Raw genomic sequence first — 21276 nt, 5'->3', positions numbered from 1 at the left:
CTAACGGCTCAACAACATACCTTGGCGATGTGCCTTAGGCATTAAGCAGTAAGCTATTCAGACTGAACCTTGTAAGAAAGATTAAGACCGAAATGAGGCCAGTAGGGGGATACTGGCCTCCTTCACTCAGGAGCTTGACTAGAGCTTTTTAGTTTCCGTTGAGAATACGTAGAACATCAGCAGGGTTTGTTGTGTTCTGTAAGCATTCCACAGCTTCTTCATCATCGAGTGAATTGGTAATAGCCATCAGCACCATGTTGTGCTCATCGCCTTGTGCGGCAATACCGATAACCATCTTCGCGATATCATCTTCATCTTCGCCCCACTGAATACCTTCAGGGTACTGACAGAAAACAATGCCGGTTTTTTGTACATATTGTTTCGCTTCGATTGTGCCGTGTGGCACAGCGATAGACTCACCTAGGTAAGTAGACACAAGCTCTTCACGAGCAAACATGCCGTCTACGTACTCCGGTGATACGTTGCCAAGTTTTACTAATTGTTCGCCAGCAAACTTGATTGCGTCTTCTTTCTGAGTCGCTTTTAGGCCAAGGAAGATGCTGTCGTCTGTCAGTGCAAGCTTGTTGCCTTCTTGTGCTGCAGCTGCAGCAGGCGCCGGAGCTTCTACTTTCGCTTCACCGCTTAGATCATTTGTAGCCTGAGCTTCTGTCAGCTCAGCAACTAGTTGGTCGTATACGCCGCCGTCTAGGAAGTTGCTTAGAGACATATGCATCGCACCTGGCACAGTGCTACGAGCACGGTCTGTTAGGTCTTTATGCGTAATAACGATTTGCGAATCAGCCGGCAGGTTGTTGATTGCGTAGTTGGTCACTTCAATGTCTAGGCCAGCTGTTGCTACTTTCTTACGTAGTAGACCAGCACCCATTGCACTCGAACCCATACCTGCATCACAAGCCACATAGACAGCTTTCACATCCGCTAGGTTTACACCAGCTTCTGATGCTGCACCTTTAGAAGACGCTTTCATGTCTTTCATTTGAGCCGATGCTTTTTCTAGTGAATCTTCATCATCACCTTGAGCTGAAGTCTTAAGTAGGATTGAAGCTACGATGAAAGACACAGCCGTTGCAGCGATTACAGAAAGTACAACACCGATGTAAGAGCCTTTTGGCGTCATCAGTAAGACTGCGAAGATAGAACCTGGAGATGCTGGAGAGATAAGGCCAGAATCGAACACTACGTTAGTGAATACACCCGCCATACCACCTGCGATTACCGCAAGAATTAGACGTGGGTTCATTAGAACGTAAGGGAAGTAAATTTCGTGGATACCACCTAGGAAGTGGATGATAGATGCACCAGCAGCAGATTGCTTCGCGCTACCTTTACCAAACACCATGTAAGCAAGTAGAAGACCAAAACCAGGACCTGGGTTTGCTTCGATTAAGAAGAAGATTGAACGACCAATCTCTTCAGATTGCTGGATACCTAGTGGAGAGAAGATACCGTGGTTGATTGCGTTATTTAGGAATAGAATTTTCGCAGGTTCAACAAAAATAGATGCTAGAGGTAATGCACCTGCTTCTACCATTGCGTTTACGCCAGCAGCAAGTCCGCCAGATAGAATCTTAACCGCAGGACCAATCACGATGAACGCGATGATCGCACAGATCATGCCGATGATACCCGCAGAGAAGTTATTCACTAGCATTTCGAAACCACTCTTCACTTTACCGTGAACAGCTTCATCGAATTTCTTAATTGCGATACCACCTAGTGGACCCACAATCATTGCACCCATGAACATTGGGATATCAGTACCAACGATAACACCCATTGTCGTGATGGCACCCACTACCGCACCGCGGTCACCACCAACCATTTTACCACCGGTGTAACCAATCAATAGTGGCAGTAGGTATGTAATCATAGGGCCAACCATTGATGCTAACGTTTCGTTAGGCCACCAACCGGTTGGGATGAATAGTGCAGTAATGAAACCCCACGCAATAAATGCGCCGATGTTTGGCATTACCATATTGGATAAGAAACGACCAAAGTTTTGAACCTTAATCTTTGCTTCTGGTGATAACATAGGTAGAACCCCGTAATGTATTGGTTGGTCAAATGACCGAAAGTGTGTACTCAAAAGTCGATTAAAATGTATCACAACATTTCCAAAATGCACCTTAGCCCAACTTTTGCGACAAACATCACACACAAAAAACACTTTAGGGTTAACAAGAGCACTTTAGATCACAAAAACACCATGAATTTAAATTACAAAGCCAAATTGATGAGAATAAATATCATTAACACAAGATCTAGATCACACTTTATTTTGTAATACTTAAAAATAAATAGTGATGCAAATCACACTTAATAAAATGCAGCATCTAATATCTATATAAACCGTATAAAAGAACATCGTGTCACGTATAGAAAGTATGCACCTAGATGAGCAAAATCGCTAATTATGTAATTTAATTACAAAAGAACCACATTTCCCACAACATCAAAACCAGACATGACTTTCTACTAAAAACATAGACCAGTGAGCTGCAGTTAGCATTAGTAGATGTGATATGGTAGTTACCAGTGCTATCACATCATGTATCCCTCCAAAACCCATCAGCGGATCACTCTGCTATTTGAGAAAAGACTATGTCAGACAAAATTTCCACATCCGCACTTGCTAAACAAAAAGGCATAGAAGCTAAAACTTTATTTAGCGATCTAAAAACAGCGGGTTATATCGTGCGCTCACAAGAGCGCTGGGTTCTTACAGAACGAGGAGAAAGCTTTGGTGGGGAATATGTCGAACATAAGAAGTTCGGTGTCTTTATTGTCTGGCCAGAGAAACTGCTTATCGATTTAGATTCATTCTCAGGCAACACATTGACCGCCACTCAGCTCGGCGGTGCCTTTCAACTCAGCGCAAAGAAAATCAACTTATTGCTCAATGAGCTTGGCTGGATAACAAAAGAAGACGACGGCTGGCATGTCACCTCTACAGGCTTAAAAGCCGGTGGTGAACAAAGAGAAGATAAAGCGACTCAAAACTTATTCGTGGTATGGCACGACTCACTGGTTCGCAATAAACGTTTGAAGCAGTCTGTTGTTGAATTCCTAGGGCATGATGCTGAAAGCCACTCTACTGACGTGTCATTTTCCAGTTTTCGTCAAAAATTCGAAGCGAAGCACCGAAGCTTAGATGGGCATTATGTTCGTTCAAAGGGAGAGCTGATCATCGATAACTGGCTTTATATGGCAGGAGTGGTTCATGCGTACGAACGTCCGCTGCCGATCTCAAAAGAAGTAATGAGCGATTTCTACCTGCCAAGCGGCAAGGTATACATTCAGTTCTGGGGAACAGATTCAGGCCCTATAGAAGAAGACAAACGAAATGCGACCAAGAAAATTTACCAAGAGCACGGTTTTAGCTTGATTGAACTTAACCCTGAAGATATCCCAAACCTCGACAGCGTACTTCCCTCTTTATTACGCCAATATGGAATCAAAGCGTACTAACTGGCTGATTGTAGAAAACCAACACACATCCAGATCACACTAATTAAATCATTATGGACATTATCAACCATAGTGATTTGATGTGTTCGCTATTTTTCCCGAGTCATTATTCTATTATCTTACACCCATCGACTTGAGCTACCGCAGATACTCGATTTATGGGGGCATGTTCGATAGCCATTTAAGCGTTAGGTCTTTTAGAAATTGACGGTTCTAGCAACGATTTTGATAGAGATACTGCCTAAATGCGTTATCCGTTTATTGTTGACGTTACCGAACATAAAACCCTACAACATTTATTATTGATAGATATTAGGATTCAACATGACTCATCCAATCATTACTGATCTAAACACTCGTTACACAGCTAAAAAATACGATGCCGACAAACGCATCTCTGCGGAAGACATGGAAGTAATCAAAGAAGCACTTCGTTTATCAGCTTCTTCTATCAACTCTCAGCCTTGGAAATTCATCATCATTGAGAGCGACGCAGCAAAACAACGTTTCCACAATACTTTCGAGAACATGTTCCAGTTTAACCAACCACATGCGAAAGAAGCGTCACACACGATCCTGTTTGCTCACGATCCTAAATACACTAAAGAGAAATTCGCGAAGCGTGCTGATACAGAAGTAAGTTCTGGTCACCTACCTGCTGAAATGTACGAGCAATTCTTAGGTGCTTACGCATTCGCAGAAATGAACACAGACGAAACGGGTTTCAACGGTAACTGGACTAAGTCTCAAGTGTACATCGCACTAGGTAACACAATGCACACACTGGCTCGTCTTGGTATTGCATCAACACCGATGGAAGGCGTAGATGCCGCTATGATCGGCGAAGAGTTTGCTGACGAACTGGAAGGTCACGTTGTTGATGTAGCACTGGCTATCGGCTTCCACAAAGACGGCGAAGACTACAACCACGGTAAACCAAAAGCGCGTCTAGCGCTTGATGAAGTGGTTACTACGCTTTAATAGCTTGTATTTATTAGTGGCTTCAAAGCACTAATAGGTCTAGTTAATTTTAATAAAGCTAATAGCTTTAACAGTTAAATCACACTGCCTTATTTGGCCAGACTCTCGTCTGGCCTTTTTTGTATCTGTTATTTATCCAAGCAATTACCAACTATTAACCATCAACCATCAACCATCAACCATCAACCATCAACCATCAACCATCAACCATCAACCACTTAGTCATAAAGACACACCAAGTCTATTTTGATTACATAAACCACAATGTCATAAAGACACATCATGGCGATCAAAAACCAAACAAACACCATAAAAACAAATACTTAAAAACATGGCACAACTAGTGCAATGAGAGCCTTAGATATTTAAATAAGGTATTATCATTATGACTATTCACGTTAAATCAAATGTTCATTGGGTCGGCGTCCATGATTGGGAAACCGAGCACTTCCACGGTAAGGAATACCACATGAACAAAGGTACGAGCTATAACTCGTATCTGATCCGTGAAGAGAAGACAGTGCTTGTCGATACTGTCGATCATCGCTTTACTGAACAATTCCTTTCAAACCTAGAGATGGAAATCGATATCAACGAGATCGACTACATCATTTGTCAGCATGCAGAAGAAGATCACTCAGGCGCCCTCTCTGCGCTACTGGCTAAAATTCCGAACACGCCGGTTTACTGTACGGAAGCGGGAGTGAACTCCATCGTTGGTCACCACCACCAACCAGACTGGAACTTCAGAACCGTCAAAACCGGTGACACTCTTGACGTCGGTAACGGAAAACAACTGATCTTCGTAGAGATGAAAATGCTGCACTGGCCAGACTCAATGGCGACTTACCTAACCGGTGATGAAATCCTGTTTAGTAACGATGCTTTCGGCCAACACTACTGCGACGAGAACCTATTCAATGACCAACTAGACCAAGTAGAACTGCATGACCAATGTCTGCGTTACTTCTCAAACATCCTGACGCCTTTCGCGCCTTTGGTGAAAGCGAAGATAGAAGAAGTCCTGAGTTTAGGCGTGCCAATCGATGTTATTGCTACTTCTCATGGCTGTATTTGGCGCGACAACGCGACGCAAATTGTTGAGCAATATTACGAGTGGTCTAAAGCCTACAAAGAAGATCGTATCACCATTGTCTACGACACCATGTCGAACAACACTCGCATGATGGCTGACGCAATCGCAAAAGGTATCCGTAAAGGCAGCCCAGAAACAGCAATCAAAGTCTTTAATATCTCTAAGCACGATAAGAATGACATCCTTGCCAATATCTTCCGTTCAAAGGGTGTACTCGTTGGCTCATCGACCATGAACAATGTGATGATGCCGCAAATCGCCGCGCTACTTGAAGAAGTACACGGCCTGCGCTTTGCTGGTAAAAGAGCCGCAGCATTTGGTTCTTCAGGGTGGACTGGCGGCGCGGTAAAACGTATCGACGCTCGCTTACGTGAAGCCAACTTCGAAGTGAGCGCACCTCAGCATATCCACTGGAAACCAGATACAGACGCACTTCGTCAATGTATTGATTACGGTATAACACTGGCCGAGGTTTGGCGTGTGAATCCAGACGAAGTCAGCGCACCAAAGCAAGTATCACGCAATGTTACACCGCTTGAAGCCACACCAGCACCGGCAAACACCACTGCCGAGCTCAAAGACACGACAGAGCAGGAAACAGAAGTAGCTCAAGATAAGTCAAACCACAGCGCAGATTGCACTTGCTGGCGCTGCACAGTGTGTGAATGGGTGTACGACCCACAATTGGGTGAACCCTACCAAGGCGTTGAACCAGGAACACCTTGGGCACAAGTGCCGGATGACTTCCTTTGCCCAGAATGCCATTTAGGCAAAGAAGTATTTGTGGAGAAGTAACATGTCGAACATTGTGATTGTGGGTGGTGGTTTCGCCGCCCTACAAACCATAAAGATGGTACGTAAAATTGACCAAGATATCGCGATAACCATGATCACGGCAGATGCGGGAGTTGAGTACAGTAAGCCGAATCTTTCACACGTATTCAGCCAAGCTCAAACACCACAAGCCTTAGCCGTTAATAACGCTCAACAATTGGCTGAGCAGTACAACGTAGTCGTCAAAACCAAGGCTTTAGTCAGCGAAATCGATACCAAGCAGCAGTGTGTTCGTGTTGATGGACAAACTATCCATTATTCGAAGTTGGTATTAGCAACGGGCGCGACGCCTTTTATACCACCAGCGGAAGGGCTTAAACACAGCGCGACCATTACGTTAAATAGTTTGGAAGAGTTCGAGAAACACAAAGCTCAGATCGATGACGCTCAACGCATCACCGTAATGGGTGGAGGCTTGATTGGGGTCGAGCTCGCATTCGACCTTCAAGCTGCGGGCAAAGATGTCACGATTATCGAACCCGCAAGTTATCTGTTGAATAGCCTTGTGCCACCTTTCGTTTCGCTTGAATTGGAAAGGGAACTGACAAAAGCAGGGGTTACCGTCGAAACCGACTCTGTGATTCGTCGAGCGACTTACCTGTCTGATGGAGTTAGGCTACAAACCACCTCTTCTCGGCTAATACGAGCAGATACTGTGATTGCTGCAGCAGGATTAAGGCCAAACGCGCAGTTAGCCACGCAAGCGGGAATAGAAGTAAACAGAGGCATTGTGGTCAATGACACCCTGAAAACCAGTGCTAACAATGTGTATGCGATTGGTGATTGCGCTGAAATTGAAGGTCGTGTGATGGCCTATTTGCAGCCCGCTATTTTGTCTGCAAACGTGTTGGCGAAGCAGCTGACTAAGGATAAAGGAGAGATCAAAGTGGGCGAAGCAAAGCTCAGCTTGCCTCATATGATCACCAAGGTGAAAACACCGAGTTATCCTATTCAGCTCGCAGGGCGCGATATTCACACTGCTCAGAGCTGGGAAACGCGATTCGATCCTAAAGGCATTGTCGCCAAAGGCTTCAATGAAGATAACCAGTTGGTTGGATTCATTGTCACGGGAGAGCACAGCAAAGCCGCGTTCCCTCTTCTTAAAGAGCTACAAGCAAGCTCACCCGCATAAGTCCTAGAGGCGCTAATACAAAAAAAGCCAGTCAACAGACTGGCTTTCTTGTATTCATCTTAGTGCGATTAGCTCATCGCATTTAAGCACAGCCGAACATTAACCGATAAACGAGATGTAACCTTGAAGGATGATCAGGTTAACGATATCGATAAAGAAGGCACCAACGATTGGCACAACCATGAAGGCTTGTGGCGACGGACCGAATCGGTTCACCAAAGAACCCATGTTCATTACCGCTGTTGGTGTTGCACCTAGGCCGAAACCACAGTGACCACCGGCCATAACCGCTGCGTCATAGTTAGAACCCATTACTTTGAACGTCACAAAGTAAGAGAAGATACCCAACACCACAGCCTGAACCGCAAGGATAACCAAGAACGGAATCGCAAGGTCAAAGATGTTCCAAAGCTTAAGGCTCATTAGCGCCATCGCTAGGAACAGCGACAATGACACCGTACCAAGAATATCGACCGTTTCGCTGTCAGTCTTATGCAGTTTAGTCACTTCAAAAACGTTAGTGATGAACACACCGATAAACAACGCGTAAACGAAGTCAGGAATCATCAACCAAGAAATTTCAAAAGTCGCCACCCACTCTTCTAGGTATTTCGCCCCCGAGATACAGATAAGAAGAATGAACAATACTTCAATCACCTTCTTCGCTGTTACTTTGTCTTCTTCATACTCGTTGTAAGTAACAAGCTCAGGAAAACGTTCGTGGGTTTGTGTGCCAGTGCCGTACTCAGATTCAAGCTGGTTTTTATCAATCAGCTTTTGTGCTACTGGGCTACCGATAATACCACCGATAATCAAACCAAACGTCGCTGAAGCCATCGCGATTTCTAGAGTATTGGCAATGCCAAACGTGTCTGAAAAAGTTTGAGACCAAGCTGCGCCCGTGCCGTGACCACCCGAAAGCGTGATAGATCCAGCAATCAAACCCATTAAGGGTTCAAGGCCTAGTGCCGTCGCAAGTGTTACGCCTACACCGTTTTGGATAATGATGTAAACCGAAGCCACCCCTAAGAATAGGAATACCTTAGCACCACCTTTTATCAGCTGCGTGTAGTTAGCCGCAAGGCCGACCGTTGCAAAGAACATCAACATAAACGTGTTCTGCAGGGGCAAGGAAAACTCAAGATCAAGGCCGTTAAAGTGCAGGGCCGTAATAGCAAAAGCGACAATCAAGCCGCCGACAATGGGCTCTGGAATATTGTACTTTTTGAGAACCGGAAGCTTTGCATTGACGAAATGACCTAGAAACAAAACACTAATCGCGATTAGGAAGGATTCTAGTGGTCCAATTGAAATTAATTGATTCATATAACCTCTATTTTTTTACGTTCTCATCTTCCTTAATGAGTCTAGTTTTATCTGTAATTATCTGTGCTGCTCTACCTATATTTATACAAACTGGAGAGAAATTGTAGATTCGAAAAGCGAACACATTACTGCGTTCACTTAGTGCCATGTTAGTGACACGTTAACTTTTATAGGAGATAAAAGGATTTGTGACAACAATCACCTCCAAAAAGTTGATAACGGCGTGAGTATCCTTGCCGCTGACTCTGCTTTTTTAATACCTAAAAAAGCAAAAAGGAGCTATTGCTAGCTCCTCTTTCATCACCATCACTGGTAATTAGAATTTTTTCGGTGCGTAACCAGTCATAACCTCAATGCGAAGCTCTTTACCGATCTTCGTCATTGGGTGAACAATTACGAGCCCTTTTACAGACTTCTTAAGTTTACCCATATCCGCTTGCTCAGCTTTTGTAATCTCACGGCTAAATGGCATATCAACCAAAGACTTACGCTCTTGATTTACATCGAAGCTTTCTTTGTGTTTCAACTGAGCAATTTTCTTGGTTAGCTTCTTAATCTCGTCTTCAAATTGACGAACAACAGGACGATCATTACGAGTTTTAGCAGCCGCTAACTTGTTGCGACATTTGTCTAGACGGTTGTTAATTTGTTGAAGTTCGTTTTTAACACTCATAATAATTTCCTAAGATTTAACAAGCCAATTCGGATTGGGGCGCGGAGTATAGCACAAGGGTTCACTTGAACCGAAATTTATCTATCAATTACCAATAGAAACGAATCACATCAACGCTGGTCATTCAGCTCGCCAATTCTTTGTACCCAAACCTCAAAGCGGGTCACTCATTAATCAGCCAGTGTCGACTTCAAAAATTGCTGTCCTCGATGCTTCAAAATTCAGTCTAAACTTGTAATCTAACCACCGTAAATAACTTAATTAACTCAAATAACTTAAACGGCTTAAACAGCTTAAGGTACATAACTTGGATCGCGTAACTTGAGTTACATGACTTAGGGGGTTCACCTTAACACCGAGCCTGAATCGCAGCATAATCACAAGGATAGCCGATGACATTATTGAAACAAACACTGACCTACAGCCTAGCCCTTAGCTCAGTGTTTGCCGCCACTTATGCATCTAGTGAACAAACAACCCAAAGTAACCTAATCGTTGAGTTCTCTTCACCACAAAATACTGAAGAAGAGCAGCTCAAACGTGAAATTCAAAACAGTGGCGTCAATGACACTGTGATTGACCTGTCAAACCAACTCTTCATGTTTGAAAAGCCATTAACCATTCAATACGGCGGGGAAGAAGGTCCACTCTACGATCCACAAACGCATCAAGTGCTTATCCCGTATAGCTTCTACTCTGAGTCGCTTAATTACTTTGAAAAGAATCAATACAAAAAAGAGTATGGAAAGACCGCGCAAACTGGTGCTATCGATACCTTGTTTCATACTCTACTGCACGAAGCTGGGCACGCTTATATCGAAGACCAGAATATTGCCATACTGGGCAAAGAGGAAGATGCCGTTGATAACCTCGCGACCGTGCTTTTACTTAACTATGTAGAACATGGAGGCGATGCCGCAATCAGCGCCGCTGACATGTTCGCTTTCGAGTCAGAAGACCGCCCTGAGTATTACGACTTGGGTGAATACATTGATGAGCACAGTTTTGATCTACAGCGTTACTTCTCCACGTTATGCTTGGTGTATGGCAGCGATCCTGATGCCTACAAGAACTTGCTCGATGAAGTGGAAAACGACTATTTGAAAGATAGGAAAGAGTTCTGTGTGGAGCACTTTGATGTCATCAATGCCAACTGGCACCGTTACCTAAAAGAGAACGACGAGAGCTAATGGTTTAACCTTCTCTATTGGTCTTCTTCAATAACAAGCGGCTTAGTGTTTTTCTAAAGCCGCTCTCAGTAATCTATAAATCCAATGTTTGAAGTGGAATATACCTGAAACCTTAAACCAGAGTCCTTAAACCAGAGACCTTAGACCTTCACTTTATACTTCAGGTCTTGCGCTTCATCACCGGTCATGCCTCGAAATCCCCAACAGTGTGCAGGTTGTTCCTTGATGGTTATTTCGATATCAATAGGAGAGATAGCTAACTGCTTCTCTATCTCAGAAAATATCTTCTTAATTAAGCGCTTCTTGGTGTTGACCGCTCGACCTTCCATCATATTGATCTCTATAACGGTATAGGCTTCTGTTCTTCCTTCTGGATAAAAGAAATCATCCCGCTCCAATGGTACAAATCGATGCGCTCGCTTGTCATCGGGTAAACCCATTTCACTGTTTAAGCACTGTTGCAGCACATTAGAGAGCTGCAACTTAATTGGATTCAAGCACTCTTTGATACCATATATAACAATCATGACCATTCCTTTGATGCGATGTCAGGTAAAGAAGAAGGTTAGATAGAAGCATCGTCTGGCGACTACCCATCCGCTTACTATTCGTACATATATTACCTAATGACGCGTATGAAAGAAGGTAAAAACAATGAATTTATGAGCATGTGCAACAAAAAATCATCTGCTTTGGCTCGTGTCTGTAGCTCATCACCCAATAACAACAGCCACAATCAATTGATCGAACACCACCGAGTCCACGTATATCTTCTCAAATTACATTTGAACTAAGGAGTGCTATGTGCCGAATTCATCGAGCCAGACCACACGGACAGACGCCGAACCAGAGGCACTCGTAGAGTCTTCTCTCAAGCTCGCCGTATTTCCCCTTCCGATATTCCTTCTGCCCGGAGGTCGTCAGAGGCTACGCATCTTTGAACCAAAATATCTTGCTATGGTTGTACATGCGGCCCAAGGAGATGGGTTCATTATTGCCACCCAAGACAGCACCAACTCTGAACATCTCAGTTCTTGGGGAACCAAAGTGTCCATCGTTGATTTCAACATGTCTGACGACCAAATTTTGGAAATCGATGTCGAAGGTCAACAACTGGTTCAGCTTCAGGGATCATTTCGAGACGACGATGACCTGATAAAAAGCCAATTCAGGTTATTACCTCATTGGCCAGATCTAGAATGCAAAGTACCGAACGTATTTACTGCATTCTTGATACAGCTGTTTCGAGACCACGATTCAATCAGAACGCTCTACCCCACTCCAGACTTCGAAAGTCCACGATGGATCTGTGCGCGATTACTCGAAATGATGCCTATCCCATTGGAAAAGAAAACAGAATTTACCGAACCCGCTAGCTTTCCTTCTTTAGTTCCTTTTTTGAATCAAATCATTACGGGGCAATAAGCACTTTTCTTCACTATAATTTTGTATAGTGGAAATTAATTTAAATTAAAGTGATCCCGACCTTCTCCTTTCACGTAGTGCCACTCAAATTCGCATGATGGTTAAGTACTATGCAAGTCGAAAGCAGAAGTTCAGGGAACGGCAAGGAGCATGTCATTATCCCCGACAACAAACTACCTAATGAAAATAAGGTACCTACAGAGCTCTCAAGCTGGTTGATTTTGGTTGGTTCAGACCGAGACAAACAAGCCTTCACCTGTTTGTTTAAGTTCTTCGCACCTAAGATCAAGCGTTTTGGAATCAGCAAATTGGGCAACGAGGCTGCTGCAAACGAGCTAGTTCAAGACACAATGACTAACGTTTGGAAGAAAGCACATCTCTACAACGAAGAGAAAGGCGCTGGGACTACTTGGGTCTACACCGTGATGCGAAACGCTGCTTTCGACATGCTAAGAAAGGTAAAAGCTAAAGCAGAGCAAACCATCGCTGACGACATTTGGCCAATAGATGCAATGGTCGCGGAATCTCAAAGTGATGAATTACCGTTTGGTGATCATTTGATGAGCCGCCATGTAATGACTCAAATAGAGAAGTTGCCTTTGGCTCAGAAAACGATTGTTAAAGGCGTTTACTTTCAGGAGTTGTCACAAGAGCAACTCGCTCAACAACTTGGCGTCCCACTTGGAACCGTGAAATCACGTCTAAGACTCGCTTTAGCCAAACTTAAGGTTCACATGGGGGAACAAGATCATGATTAAACACCACCCAAATGCCGCAATTTTGAAAGATTTTGTCGATGGCACACTTGCAGACTCAGTTTCTTTGATTGTCTCTAGCCATGTAGAACTGTGTGAACACTGCCAACAACAAGTAAGCATGCTGACGGCGCAAGCTGCTGACTCAGTCTTTGAAAGTGATACATCAGGGCTTCAACTTTCTGACAGCGAAATGGATGCGCTCCTATCCGATGACGAAGAATTTGATTTTGACGCTATCGACCAGATCACTGCTGATTCATCTCAAGCTATCGAAGTGACACCCGAAGTTCAGCAAGTTACGGTTGCAGACACCACGTTCACTATTCCTCGCGCGTTGAACTCAGTGGCGAGAAAAGACTGGATGAACTTAGGCAAAATTTCGCGAGCGCGACTCGATTTTGACGACGAAGCACACCACACCAGTTTGCTGCACATCGACAAAGATGGACAAGTGCCATGCCACACCCACAAAGGCTTTGAGATTACGCTTCTTTTAGAAGGCAGTTTCGAAGACGAAATGGGCGTCTACAACAAAGGCGACTTCATCTGGTTAGATGGTGACCACACCCACCAACCAGCCACCAAAGAAGGTTGTGTGTGTTTAACTGTTTCAAGTGATGCGCTTTACTTCACAAAAGGTGTGAGCCAGTTATTCAACCCACTGGGTAAATACATTTATTAGATTGAAAAGATTTACCGGGTACCTCACAAGATTCATAGAGTTGGCTAGTAAGCAAAGTAAAAACCGAACTAAAGTAATGTTTAATAAGCAACAAAACACACAACATAAGAATAACAACGAGCAATGAGCGTAAGGAATTGACCAATGGATAAAAAAATAAAAATAGGCATTAGTGCATGTGTCGCCGGTCATAAAGTTCGGTTCGATACTGGTCATAAACGTTCGCGCTTCTGCACCGACGATCTTGCAGATTACGTAGAGTTGGAACCTGTTTGCCCAGAGATGGGCATTGGTCTTCCAACGCCTCGACCAACCATCCGTCAAACAAGAATGTTAGACGATATCATCCATGTTTCTCGCCCAGATGGTTCTGGCGATGTCACCGATGAACTGATCGAGTTCGGTCAAAATTATTCAAAGAACAACCAACACATCGCTGGCTTTATTGTGTGTCAGAAAAGCCCAACCTGTGGCATGGAGCGAGTAAAAATTTACCACCACCATGGACGTGGCTCTGAATCGACAGGCGTTGGCTTGTTCACCAAACAAGTGATGGAAGGCAACCCATTACTTCCTGTTGAAGAGAATGGTCGCCTCAATGACCCTATTTTGCGCGAAAACTTCATGACACGTGTCTTCACTTACCAGAAGTGGCTCAACCTTGTTGACGAAGGCGTAACTAAACACAAGCTGATTCAATTCCACAGCGCTCACAAGTACCTGGTAATGTGTCACCACATTGAAGGCTACAAGAAACTTGGGAAATTATTAGCAAGCAACGATCTTGAAATCGATGAGTTGGCAAAACAATATATTGAAGGCTTGATGACGGCATTATCTCACCACGCGAACCGTGGTAGCCACGCCAATACTCTGCATCATTTGCAAGGTTACTTTAAGAAACAATTGAGTAGCGCGCACAAGCAAGAGCTTACCAATCAGATTTCATCATTCAGAGAAGGTCTTGTTCCTCTGTTAGTTCCACTAACACTGATTAACCACTACTTGATGGAATATCCAAACGAGTACCTTGAATCACAGGTTTACCTAAACCCGCACCCACAAGAGCTTAAGCTGAGATACGGATATTGAGCGACATTCTATGGATAAGACGAGACCTGCGGATTCAAGATAACCCTGCGCTCGTCGCGGCAGTTGAAAACGGTGTGACGACCGCCGTTTTCATTTCAACGCCACAGCAATGGCAGCAACACCACCTTGCGCCAATCAAAGCCGATTTAATCTATCGTCACCTGCAGCAACTTGAATCCCAACTCGCTGAATTTGGGATCGATCTTCTGCACCTCAAAGCCACAGACTTTAACGATCAAGCCACTCAACTCATCAACTTGTGCAAACAGCTTGATGCGACGTGTGTTTACGCAAATTCTGAGCCTGAAGTAGACGAGCAGTTACGTGACAAACGCTTAATCGCTAGCGGTATAAAACTGAAGATAACCGACTGCGATACGATTCTGCCATTAGGTAGCGTGCTGAATAAACAAGGTGAGATGTTCAAGGTTTTCACACCTTTCAAAAACGCATGGTTAAAAGAAGTGCAAGCGAAAGGCATCATTTGCAGCCACGCTCCAGTGCATTCAACAGGATCAGCGCAAGCAGGTTCATCTGAAACGGATTCGCTTCAGAATCCATCACAACTGAAACAATCGTTAAGTGGTTTTTCTGGCGAGTACGATTTCGACTTTCCGCGTGTTGATTCAAGCCGTTGGCCATTAAGCCAAGATGTGCTGGGCAATGTGATTCCCAATTTCTTAGCCAATAAAGTTAATGACTATTCTCGCCTTAGAGACATTCCATCGGTAAAAGGCACGTCTGGCCTTTCTCCTTACTTGGCGATTGGCGCTGTGAGCCCACGTTGGTTAGCGATTCAGTTGATACAGCAACAACCCGATTTGTTGTTTGACACACAACTACCAGCCTTTTCTTGGCTTAATGAATTGATTTGGCGAGATTTTTATAAGCATTTGATGTTTCATCATCCTAAACTGGTTAAAGGTGCGAACTTTCAGCAGAAATACAACGGCTTAGATTGGTATCACGACAACCCTAGCTTCAAGGCGTGGTGCGAAGGAAAAACAGGCTACCCATTAGTTGATGCAGCGATGCGTCAATTGGTTGAGACAGGCTGGATGCACAACAGGCTCAGAATGGTGGTGGCAAGCTTCCTAACCAAGCACCTGCTGATCGATTGGCGTTGGGGTGAGCGTTTCTTTATGTCGCACCTTATCGATGGTGATTTCAGCGCGAATAATGGTGGCTGGCAGTGGGCCTCAAGTACTGGCTGTGATGCTCAACCCTACTTTCGAATTTTCAATCCAATCACTCAGAGTGAAAAGTTTGATCCAAAAGGAATTTTTATTCGTAAGTACATACCAGAGCTGCAAAACATCCCAGATAAACATGTTCATTTCCCACATGACTTTATCGCTAAAAACGGAATAGACAGCGAATACTGGCAACCCATCGTTGAGCACAAAGAAGCACGATTGAGAGCCTTAGCCTTCTTCAAATAATTAGAGTGAATATTATGGATAACTCTCTATGGCTTGATAACTTTCTCAACATGTATCGAGAACTCGGAACCGACAATTTCGACGTGCTTAAGACGGTTTATCACCCTGATATTGAATTCCAAGACCCACTGCATCATGTCAGCGGTATTTCGGCGCTTACGCACTACTTCGAGAACCTCTACACCCAGGTAACGAGCTGTTACTTCCATATCGAACACACTTTCGAAGTGAACGACGAAGCTTCGGTGTATTGGACGATGCAGTTTGCTCACAAGCAATTAAATGGGCAAAAGCCAATCGAAGTACAAGGACACAGCCACCTCAAGATGCTCGACGGCCAAGTGGTTTATCACAGAGACTATCTTGATGTCGGCTCTATGTTGTACGAACACATTCCAGTTCTGGGCTGCGCCATCAAATCCATCAAAAAGAGAGCGAGCCAATAATGCGTATTATGATCACAGGCGCGACCTCAGGTATCGGCCAATCACTCGCTATCGATTACGCTCAACAAGGGCATCAGGTAATTGCGTGTGGCCGTAACCCAGACAAACTGCAAGCCTTGGTTGATTCTCATGAGACAGACATCGCGCATTCATCCATTACGCCGCTCTGTTTCGATCTGACCGATTACCACAACTTCCCAGAGCTCGACCAAGACAAGCCGCTCGATCTGCTGATTTTAAATGCGGGTGATTGTGAATACATCAACGACCCAGTGAATTTTGATGCTGAGCTTTTCGAGCGCGTCATCAACATCAATCTAATTTCAATTGGCTACGCCCTTAAAGCCTGGCTAAAAAACATCAAGCCCGGCGGCCGTTTGGTTTTAGTAAGCTCCAGCGCCAGCTTTTTACCTTTGCCAAGAGCCGAGGCTTATGGCGCTTCAAAGGCAGCCCTCACCTACTTAGGCAGAACACTGTCGGTTGATCTGGCCGAGCACAATATTCATGTCTCAATTGTGCACCCAGGCTTTGTTGAAACGCCATTAACCGAGCGAAACACGTTCTCTATGCCTATGATTATTAGTAGTGAGGCCGCAACTCAGCGAATCGTAAATGGTATTGCTCAAGGAAAGAGTGAAATCGATTTCCCAAGACGATTCATCATGTTGATGAAGCTACTAAGAATGCTTCCAACTCCAGTTTGGCAAAAACTCGCTTCAAGGATGGTATAACAATGAAGAAAATCGCCATTATTGGGTCAGGTATCTCTGGACTCACTTGCGCACACATATTAGATAAGCACCACGACGTGACCGTATTCGAAAAGAACGATTATGTTGGGGGCCACACCGCCACCGTTGATATTGAACATCAAGGCTCGGCGTTTTCGATAGATACAGGTTTCATCGTATTCAACGATCGAACTTACCCGAATTTCAATCAGCTTCTAGAACAACTCGGTGTCGAAAGGCAACCGACTGAGATGAGTTTCAGCGTCCACAACACCACGACTAAATTCGAATACAACGGTCACAGCATCAACTCTCTGTTTGCTCAACGAAGTAATATTTTCAAACCTCAATTTTGGTCTTTAGTCTCTGACATTCTCAAGTTCAACAAACTGTGTAAGGCTCAATTTGAAAGTAACGAGTTCACACCGGATGTTACCTTGGGCAACTTCCTACGTGAAAACCAGTTTTCCGACTTTTTCAGCCAGCATTACATCCTACCGATGGGCGCAGCAATTTGGTCGACAAGCTTAGAAGAGATGGAAGAATTTGAGCTTAAATTCTTCATTCAATTCTTCTACAACCACGGGCTACTCGACATCGCGAACCGTCCACAATGGTATGTAATTCCTAAAGGGTCGCGCTCTTACGTTGAAATCATCCTTTCACGCTTGAACAAATCCGTCGCTTTGAACACATCGATCAAACAAGTGACTCGTCAAGAAACGGGCGTCACGATTGAATTTGAAGATGGCGCTACACAAGACTTCGACGAAGTGATATTTGCTTGTCACTCAGACCAAGCGTTACGTTTACTCGGCGATGCAACAGAGCAAGAGAAGCAGGTATTGGGCGAAATCCCATACAGCCGTAATGAAGTGGTTCTGCACACCGATACTCGCTTGTTACCAGACAGGAAACTGGCTTGGGCAAGCTGGAACTACATGTTGGATGGTGACAGTAAACGACCTGCTTGTGTCACGTACAACATGAACATTCTGCAAGGCATTGAAAGCCAAGACACCTTCTGTGTGACCTTAAATCAGAGCGAAGCCATCGACTCAGAAAAAATCATTCGCAGCTTTGTTTATCATCACCCGGTACTTAACTCGAACACGGTCGAAGCTCAGCACAAGCGTGAGCAGATTTGTGGCAAAAACCAGACGCACTTCGCCGGCGCATACTGGTACAACGGCTTCCATGAAGACGGTGTCCACAGTGCACTCGATGTGACCAAACGCTTCGGTTTAGATTTGAGTACGAGTTCAGCGCTATGAACAGTCAAACCCTGACATCCGAAATGGAGATCGCATCCGAAAAGAGTGAAGAGCTCAGCGGTATCTATTGGGGCAACGTCAGACACCGCCGCTTTGGCGACATCACTCATGAGTTCAGCTATCAGCTGTATATGATGGGGTTAGATCTTGATGAGCTGCCCCAAACCACAGCGCGTAGTGCGCTGTTCGGAACTCGATGGTACAACCCGATTCGCTTCGTCGAATCGGATTATCTCGCTGAAAAAAAAGAAAATGCTACCACGGATGAACCAAAATCACTTAAACAACGTATAGCTTCCAAAGTGCAAAAACTTGGTGGGGTTTGGTCTGATTCAAACCGTGTGACGATGCTGGCTCAATGCCGCTGTTTAGGTATCTATTTCAGCCCAATCAACTGTTTCTTCTGTTATGACGAGACTGGAGATTGTAAGTACATGTTGGCTGAGGTGAGTAACACGCCTTGGCGCCAACGACATTACTACCTGATCGACATGCACCAAGAATTAAAGGTAAAAAAAGAGTTTCACGTTTCGCCGTTCATGGATTTGAACATGACTTATTTTTGGAAAATTAAGCCACCAGCGAAACGCACGTTAGTTCATATCGAAAGCCGCCGAGACGACAAGCTTTTCGATGCGACCCTGGCTCTGACGAAACAGTCAGTAACCAAGACAAACATTAGACGAACGGTATTTAAGATTCCGGCGATGACAATCAAAGTCGTGATGGGCATTTATTATCAGGCTCTCAAATTATTCCTGAAAAAAGTACCGTTTGTGGGGCATCCAGACTCAACATCTTAAGTGTCTTCACAGCAACCAAATAATAGAACTCGACCCAAGCTTGGGTTCGCTCCAACCAAGGGGCACAACCCAGCTTAGTTGGCACAAAATATTAGAATGAGTTATCAGCGAGGTTTACATGGAACAGCTTGCCAAACAAAACAACAACATTGAACAACAAGCTAAAGCCGTTGCTGTTTCAAGCAACTGTAAATATCGAGCTTTAATCTTTAAGGTTCTAGAAAGCCTGCAATTCGCGACGCTTGAGATTATTGAGCGCGACCAGCATTCGGTGTTCGGCGATCGAGAAGCAGACTTGAAAGGTCGAATCGTGATTCACGATACAACCTTTTTTAGAGATGTCGTGATTGACGGCAGTATTGGCGCCTCTGAGGCCTACATTGATGGAAAATGGACAAGCCCAGATCTCACCAAAGTGATTCAAATCATGGCTCGAAATCAATCTCAACTCGACGAGCTTGACGATAAAACACAATGGATTTCTCGCATCAAAAACCTATTGATGCGTCGTAAGAATGCCAACACCGAGCAAGGCTCTAAACGTAATATTCTTGCGCACTACGATATTGGCAATGAGTTGTATGAACGCTTCTTAGACAGCTCGATGCAATACTCTTCCGCTATCTACAGCGAAGAAGCAGAAACCCTATCCAAAGCTCAGCAAAACAAAATGAAAACCATCTGTGAGCGATTAGAGTTGTCAGAGAAAGACAGCGTGGTCGAGATAGGTACCGGCTGGGGTGGCTTAGCGATATTCATGGCGCAACACTACGGATGCCATGTCACCACAACCACAATCTCAGATGCCCAACACGCGCTTGCAGAACAGAGAGTAAAAGCGCTTGGCTTAACCGACAAAATCACCCTGCTTAAAGAGGATTATCGTAACCTCACTGGTGAGTATGACAAGTTGGTCTCTATCGAGATGATTGAGGCGGTCGGCCATGAATACCTACAGACCTTCTTTGAGAAATGTTCTTCACTGTTGAAACCATCAGGCAAAATGCTGATTCAAGCGATCACTATTGCCGACAGTCGTTACGACAAATATCGCAAAGGCGTCGACTTTATTCAGAAGTACATCTTCCCTGGCGGCTGTCTCCCTTCGGTTTCAGTGATGACCCAACACCTCGCGACCAGTACAGACCTTGTGGTTCAAGAAATTGATGACATTGGCCTGCACTACGCTCGAACGCTTAATGATTGGAATGTTGCCTTTGAAAACAGTTGGGAAGAGTTAGAGTCTCTCGGCTATTCAGAAGAGTTTAAGCGCTTGTGGATCTTTTATTTCTGCTACTGTGAAGGTGCATTCAAAGAGCGCGTGATCAGTACTCATCACTTAGTTGCTCGAAAACCTCGTTACTTTGGAGTAAAAGATGAAACGGTTTTGGATTATTAATCTCGTTCTGTTTCAAGCGACCTGGGTTTGCAGCGCATTCTTTACCGCGCAAGCCCCGTTCGTGGCACCACTGATTGTGGCCGCTCACTTCCTTCTCTCTCCTACTCGCAGTAGCGATCTGAAAATACTCATTTTATTACCACTGGGGCTATTGCTTGATAGCCTCTTACTTCACTTCGGCGTGTTTGCCGTCGACTCTGAAATTGCAAATCAATCTTGGTTCCCAGTGTGGCTAGTCTGCCTGTGGATCATGTTCTTAATCAGTTTTAACCACAGCCTAAATTGGCTTTTAAAATGCTCGAAAGTGATCTTGTTTGTCATAGGGTTCGTAGCAGGTACTAGTAGTTATTGGGGAGGCATCAAAGCAGGCGCCCTTCTGACTACTTGGCCAGACGCATCGGTGTTAGCTGCCCTTGCAATAAGTTGGGGGATTTTGTTGCCCTTACTGGTGGCCGCTTACTCCAACTTAGTACAACCCAAAATGGCAACAACGAGGTGAC

Annotated in this window: 20 protein-coding genes; 16 read left to right on the top strand and 4 right to left on the bottom strand. The window is 44.5% G+C overall.

Going from position 1 to position 21276, the window contains the following annotated elements:
* Positions 1-148: 148 nt before the first annotated feature.
* Positions 149-2056, bottom strand: a complete 1908-nt coding sequence (locus tag AACR09_RS17410) for a PTS mannitol transporter subunit IICBA (RefSeq protein WP_193835444.1) — start codon at positions 2054-2056, stop codon at positions 149-151.
* A 569-nt stretch (positions 2057-2625) separates the two neighbouring features.
* Between AACR09_RS17410 and AACR09_RS17405 the strand changes: the two genes are divergently transcribed.
* The 4 genes from AACR09_RS17405 to norW all read left to right on the top strand — a co-directional run bounded on the left by AACR09_RS17405 (position 2626) and on the right by norW (position 7535).
* Entirely contained in the window at positions 2626-3492 is an 867-nt protein-coding gene (locus AACR09_RS17405; RefSeq protein WP_017077056.1) for a hypothetical protein, read from the top strand.
* A gap of 324 nt (positions 3493-3816) precedes the next feature.
* The gene (locus AACR09_RS17400) at positions 3817-4473 is read left to right on the top strand and encodes an NAD(P)H-dependent oxidoreductase (protein WP_017077057.1); all 657 of its coding nucleotides are present in this window, start codon (positions 3817-3819) and stop codon (positions 4471-4473) included.
* A 385-nt stretch (positions 4474-4858) separates the two neighbouring features.
* A complete protein-coding gene (gene norV, locus AACR09_RS17395) occupies positions 4859-6364 on the top strand; it encodes an anaerobic nitric oxide reductase flavorubredoxin (RefSeq protein WP_193835443.1) in 1506 nt (501 codons plus the stop codon).
* Between the two features lies 1 nt (position 6365).
* A complete protein-coding gene (norW, locus tag AACR09_RS17390; protein ID WP_193835442.1) occupies positions 6366-7535 on the top strand; it encodes an NADH:flavorubredoxin reductase NorW in 1170 nt (389 codons plus the stop codon).
* Positions 7536-7634: 99 nt separating this feature from the next.
* On the opposite strand, the gene gltS is transcribed toward norW, so the two are convergent.
* Complete coding sequence (gene gltS / locus AACR09_RS17385; RefSeq protein WP_004732723.1) at positions 7635-8861, bottom strand: sodium/glutamate symporter; 1227 nt, start codon at positions 8859-8861, stop codon at positions 7635-7637.
* A 316-nt stretch (positions 8862-9177) separates the two neighbouring features.
* Positions 9178-9534: a YibL family ribosome-associated protein gene (locus AACR09_RS17380; RefSeq protein ID WP_004732722.1), complete on the bottom strand. Its 357-nt coding sequence runs from the start codon at positions 9532-9534 to the stop codon at positions 9178-9180.
* A 392-nt stretch (positions 9535-9926) separates the two neighbouring features.
* Between AACR09_RS17380 and AACR09_RS17375 the strand changes: the two genes are divergently transcribed.
* Positions 9927-10724, top strand: coding sequence for a DUF4344 domain-containing metallopeptidase (locus AACR09_RS17375; protein WP_193835441.1), 798 nt, complete (start codon positions 9927-9929; stop codon positions 10722-10724).
* Between the two features lie 140 nt (positions 10725-10864).
* Here AACR09_RS17375 and AACR09_RS17370 read toward each other — a convergent pair whose 3' ends face one another.
* The gene (locus AACR09_RS17370; protein ID WP_004732720.1) at positions 10865-11251 is read right to left on the bottom strand and encodes a tautomerase family protein; all 387 of its coding nucleotides are present in this window, start codon (positions 11249-11251) and stop codon (positions 10865-10867) included.
* Positions 11252-11528: 277 nt separating this feature from the next.
* On the opposite strand from AACR09_RS17370, the gene AACR09_RS17365 reads away from it, so the two are divergent.
* From AACR09_RS17365 to AACR09_RS17315, 11 genes are all read left to right on the top strand, one after another.
* Positions 11529-12149: an LON peptidase substrate-binding domain-containing protein gene (locus AACR09_RS17365; RefSeq protein WP_054541971.1), complete on the top strand. Its 621-nt coding sequence runs from the start codon at positions 11529-11531 to the stop codon at positions 12147-12149.
* A gap of 110 nt (positions 12150-12259) precedes the next feature.
* Positions 12260-12907: a sigma-70 family RNA polymerase sigma factor gene (locus tag AACR09_RS17360; protein WP_193835440.1), complete on the top strand. Its 648-nt coding sequence runs from the start codon at positions 12260-12262 to the stop codon at positions 12905-12907.
* Positions 12900-13589 (top strand): ChrR family anti-sigma-E factor, encoded by a 690-nt coding sequence (locus AACR09_RS17355; RefSeq protein WP_054541972.1) that lies wholly within the window; start codon positions 12900-12902, stop codon positions 13587-13589. The genes AACR09_RS17360 and AACR09_RS17355 overlap by 8 nt, the downstream gene beginning before the upstream one ends.
* Positions 13590-13733: 144 nt before the next feature.
* Positions 13734-14681, top strand: a complete 948-nt coding sequence (locus AACR09_RS17350; RefSeq protein ID WP_017077064.1) for a YbgA family protein — start codon at positions 13734-13736, stop codon at positions 14679-14681.
* Complete coding sequence (gene phrB / locus AACR09_RS17345) at positions 14678-16123, top strand: deoxyribodipyrimidine photo-lyase (RefSeq protein WP_193835439.1); 1446 nt, start codon at positions 14678-14680, stop codon at positions 16121-16123. Before AACR09_RS17350 ends, phrB begins: the two co-directional genes overlap by 4 nt.
* 14 nt (positions 16124-16137) lie before the next feature.
* Positions 16138-16569 (top strand): nuclear transport factor 2 family protein, encoded by a 432-nt coding sequence (locus AACR09_RS17340; RefSeq protein ID WP_017090021.1) that lies wholly within the window; start codon positions 16138-16140, stop codon positions 16567-16569.
* A complete protein-coding gene (locus AACR09_RS17335) occupies positions 16569-17300 on the top strand; it encodes an SDR family NAD(P)-dependent oxidoreductase (protein ID WP_054546096.1) in 732 nt (243 codons plus the stop codon). Before AACR09_RS17340 ends, AACR09_RS17335 begins: the two co-directional genes overlap by 1 nt.
* A gap of 2 nt (positions 17301-17302) precedes the next feature.
* Entirely contained in the window at positions 17303-18574 is a 1272-nt protein-coding gene (locus tag AACR09_RS17330; protein ID WP_193835438.1) for an NAD(P)/FAD-dependent oxidoreductase, read from the top strand.
* Positions 18571-19377 carry a DUF1365 domain-containing protein gene (locus AACR09_RS17325; protein WP_102501649.1) on the top strand — a complete coding sequence of 269 codons (807 nt, stop codon included), beginning with the start codon at positions 18571-18573 and terminating at the stop codon, positions 19375-19377. The genes AACR09_RS17330 and AACR09_RS17325 overlap by 4 nt, the downstream gene beginning before the upstream one ends.
* A 118-nt stretch (positions 19378-19495) precedes the next feature.
* The gene (locus tag AACR09_RS17320) at positions 19496-20776 is read left to right on the top strand and encodes an SAM-dependent methyltransferase (RefSeq protein WP_193835437.1); all 1281 of its coding nucleotides are present in this window, start codon (positions 19496-19498) and stop codon (positions 20774-20776) included.
* Positions 20754-21275: a DUF2878 domain-containing protein gene (locus AACR09_RS17315; RefSeq protein WP_121602100.1), complete on the top strand. Its 522-nt coding sequence runs from the start codon at positions 20754-20756 to the stop codon at positions 21273-21275. Before AACR09_RS17320 ends, AACR09_RS17315 begins: the two co-directional genes overlap by 23 nt.
* The last annotated feature ends 1 nt before the right edge of the window (position 21276 follow it).

The sequence above is a fragment of the Vibrio sp. OPT20 genome (genome assembly GCF_963889365.1).
In the GTDB taxonomy this organism is placed as follows: domain Bacteria; phylum Pseudomonadota; class Gammaproteobacteria; order Enterobacterales; family Vibrionaceae; genus Vibrio; species Vibrio splendidus.
The sequence above is the reverse complement of the archived record's forward strand: the minus strand, read 5'-3'. Positions and strand labels throughout refer to the sequence as shown.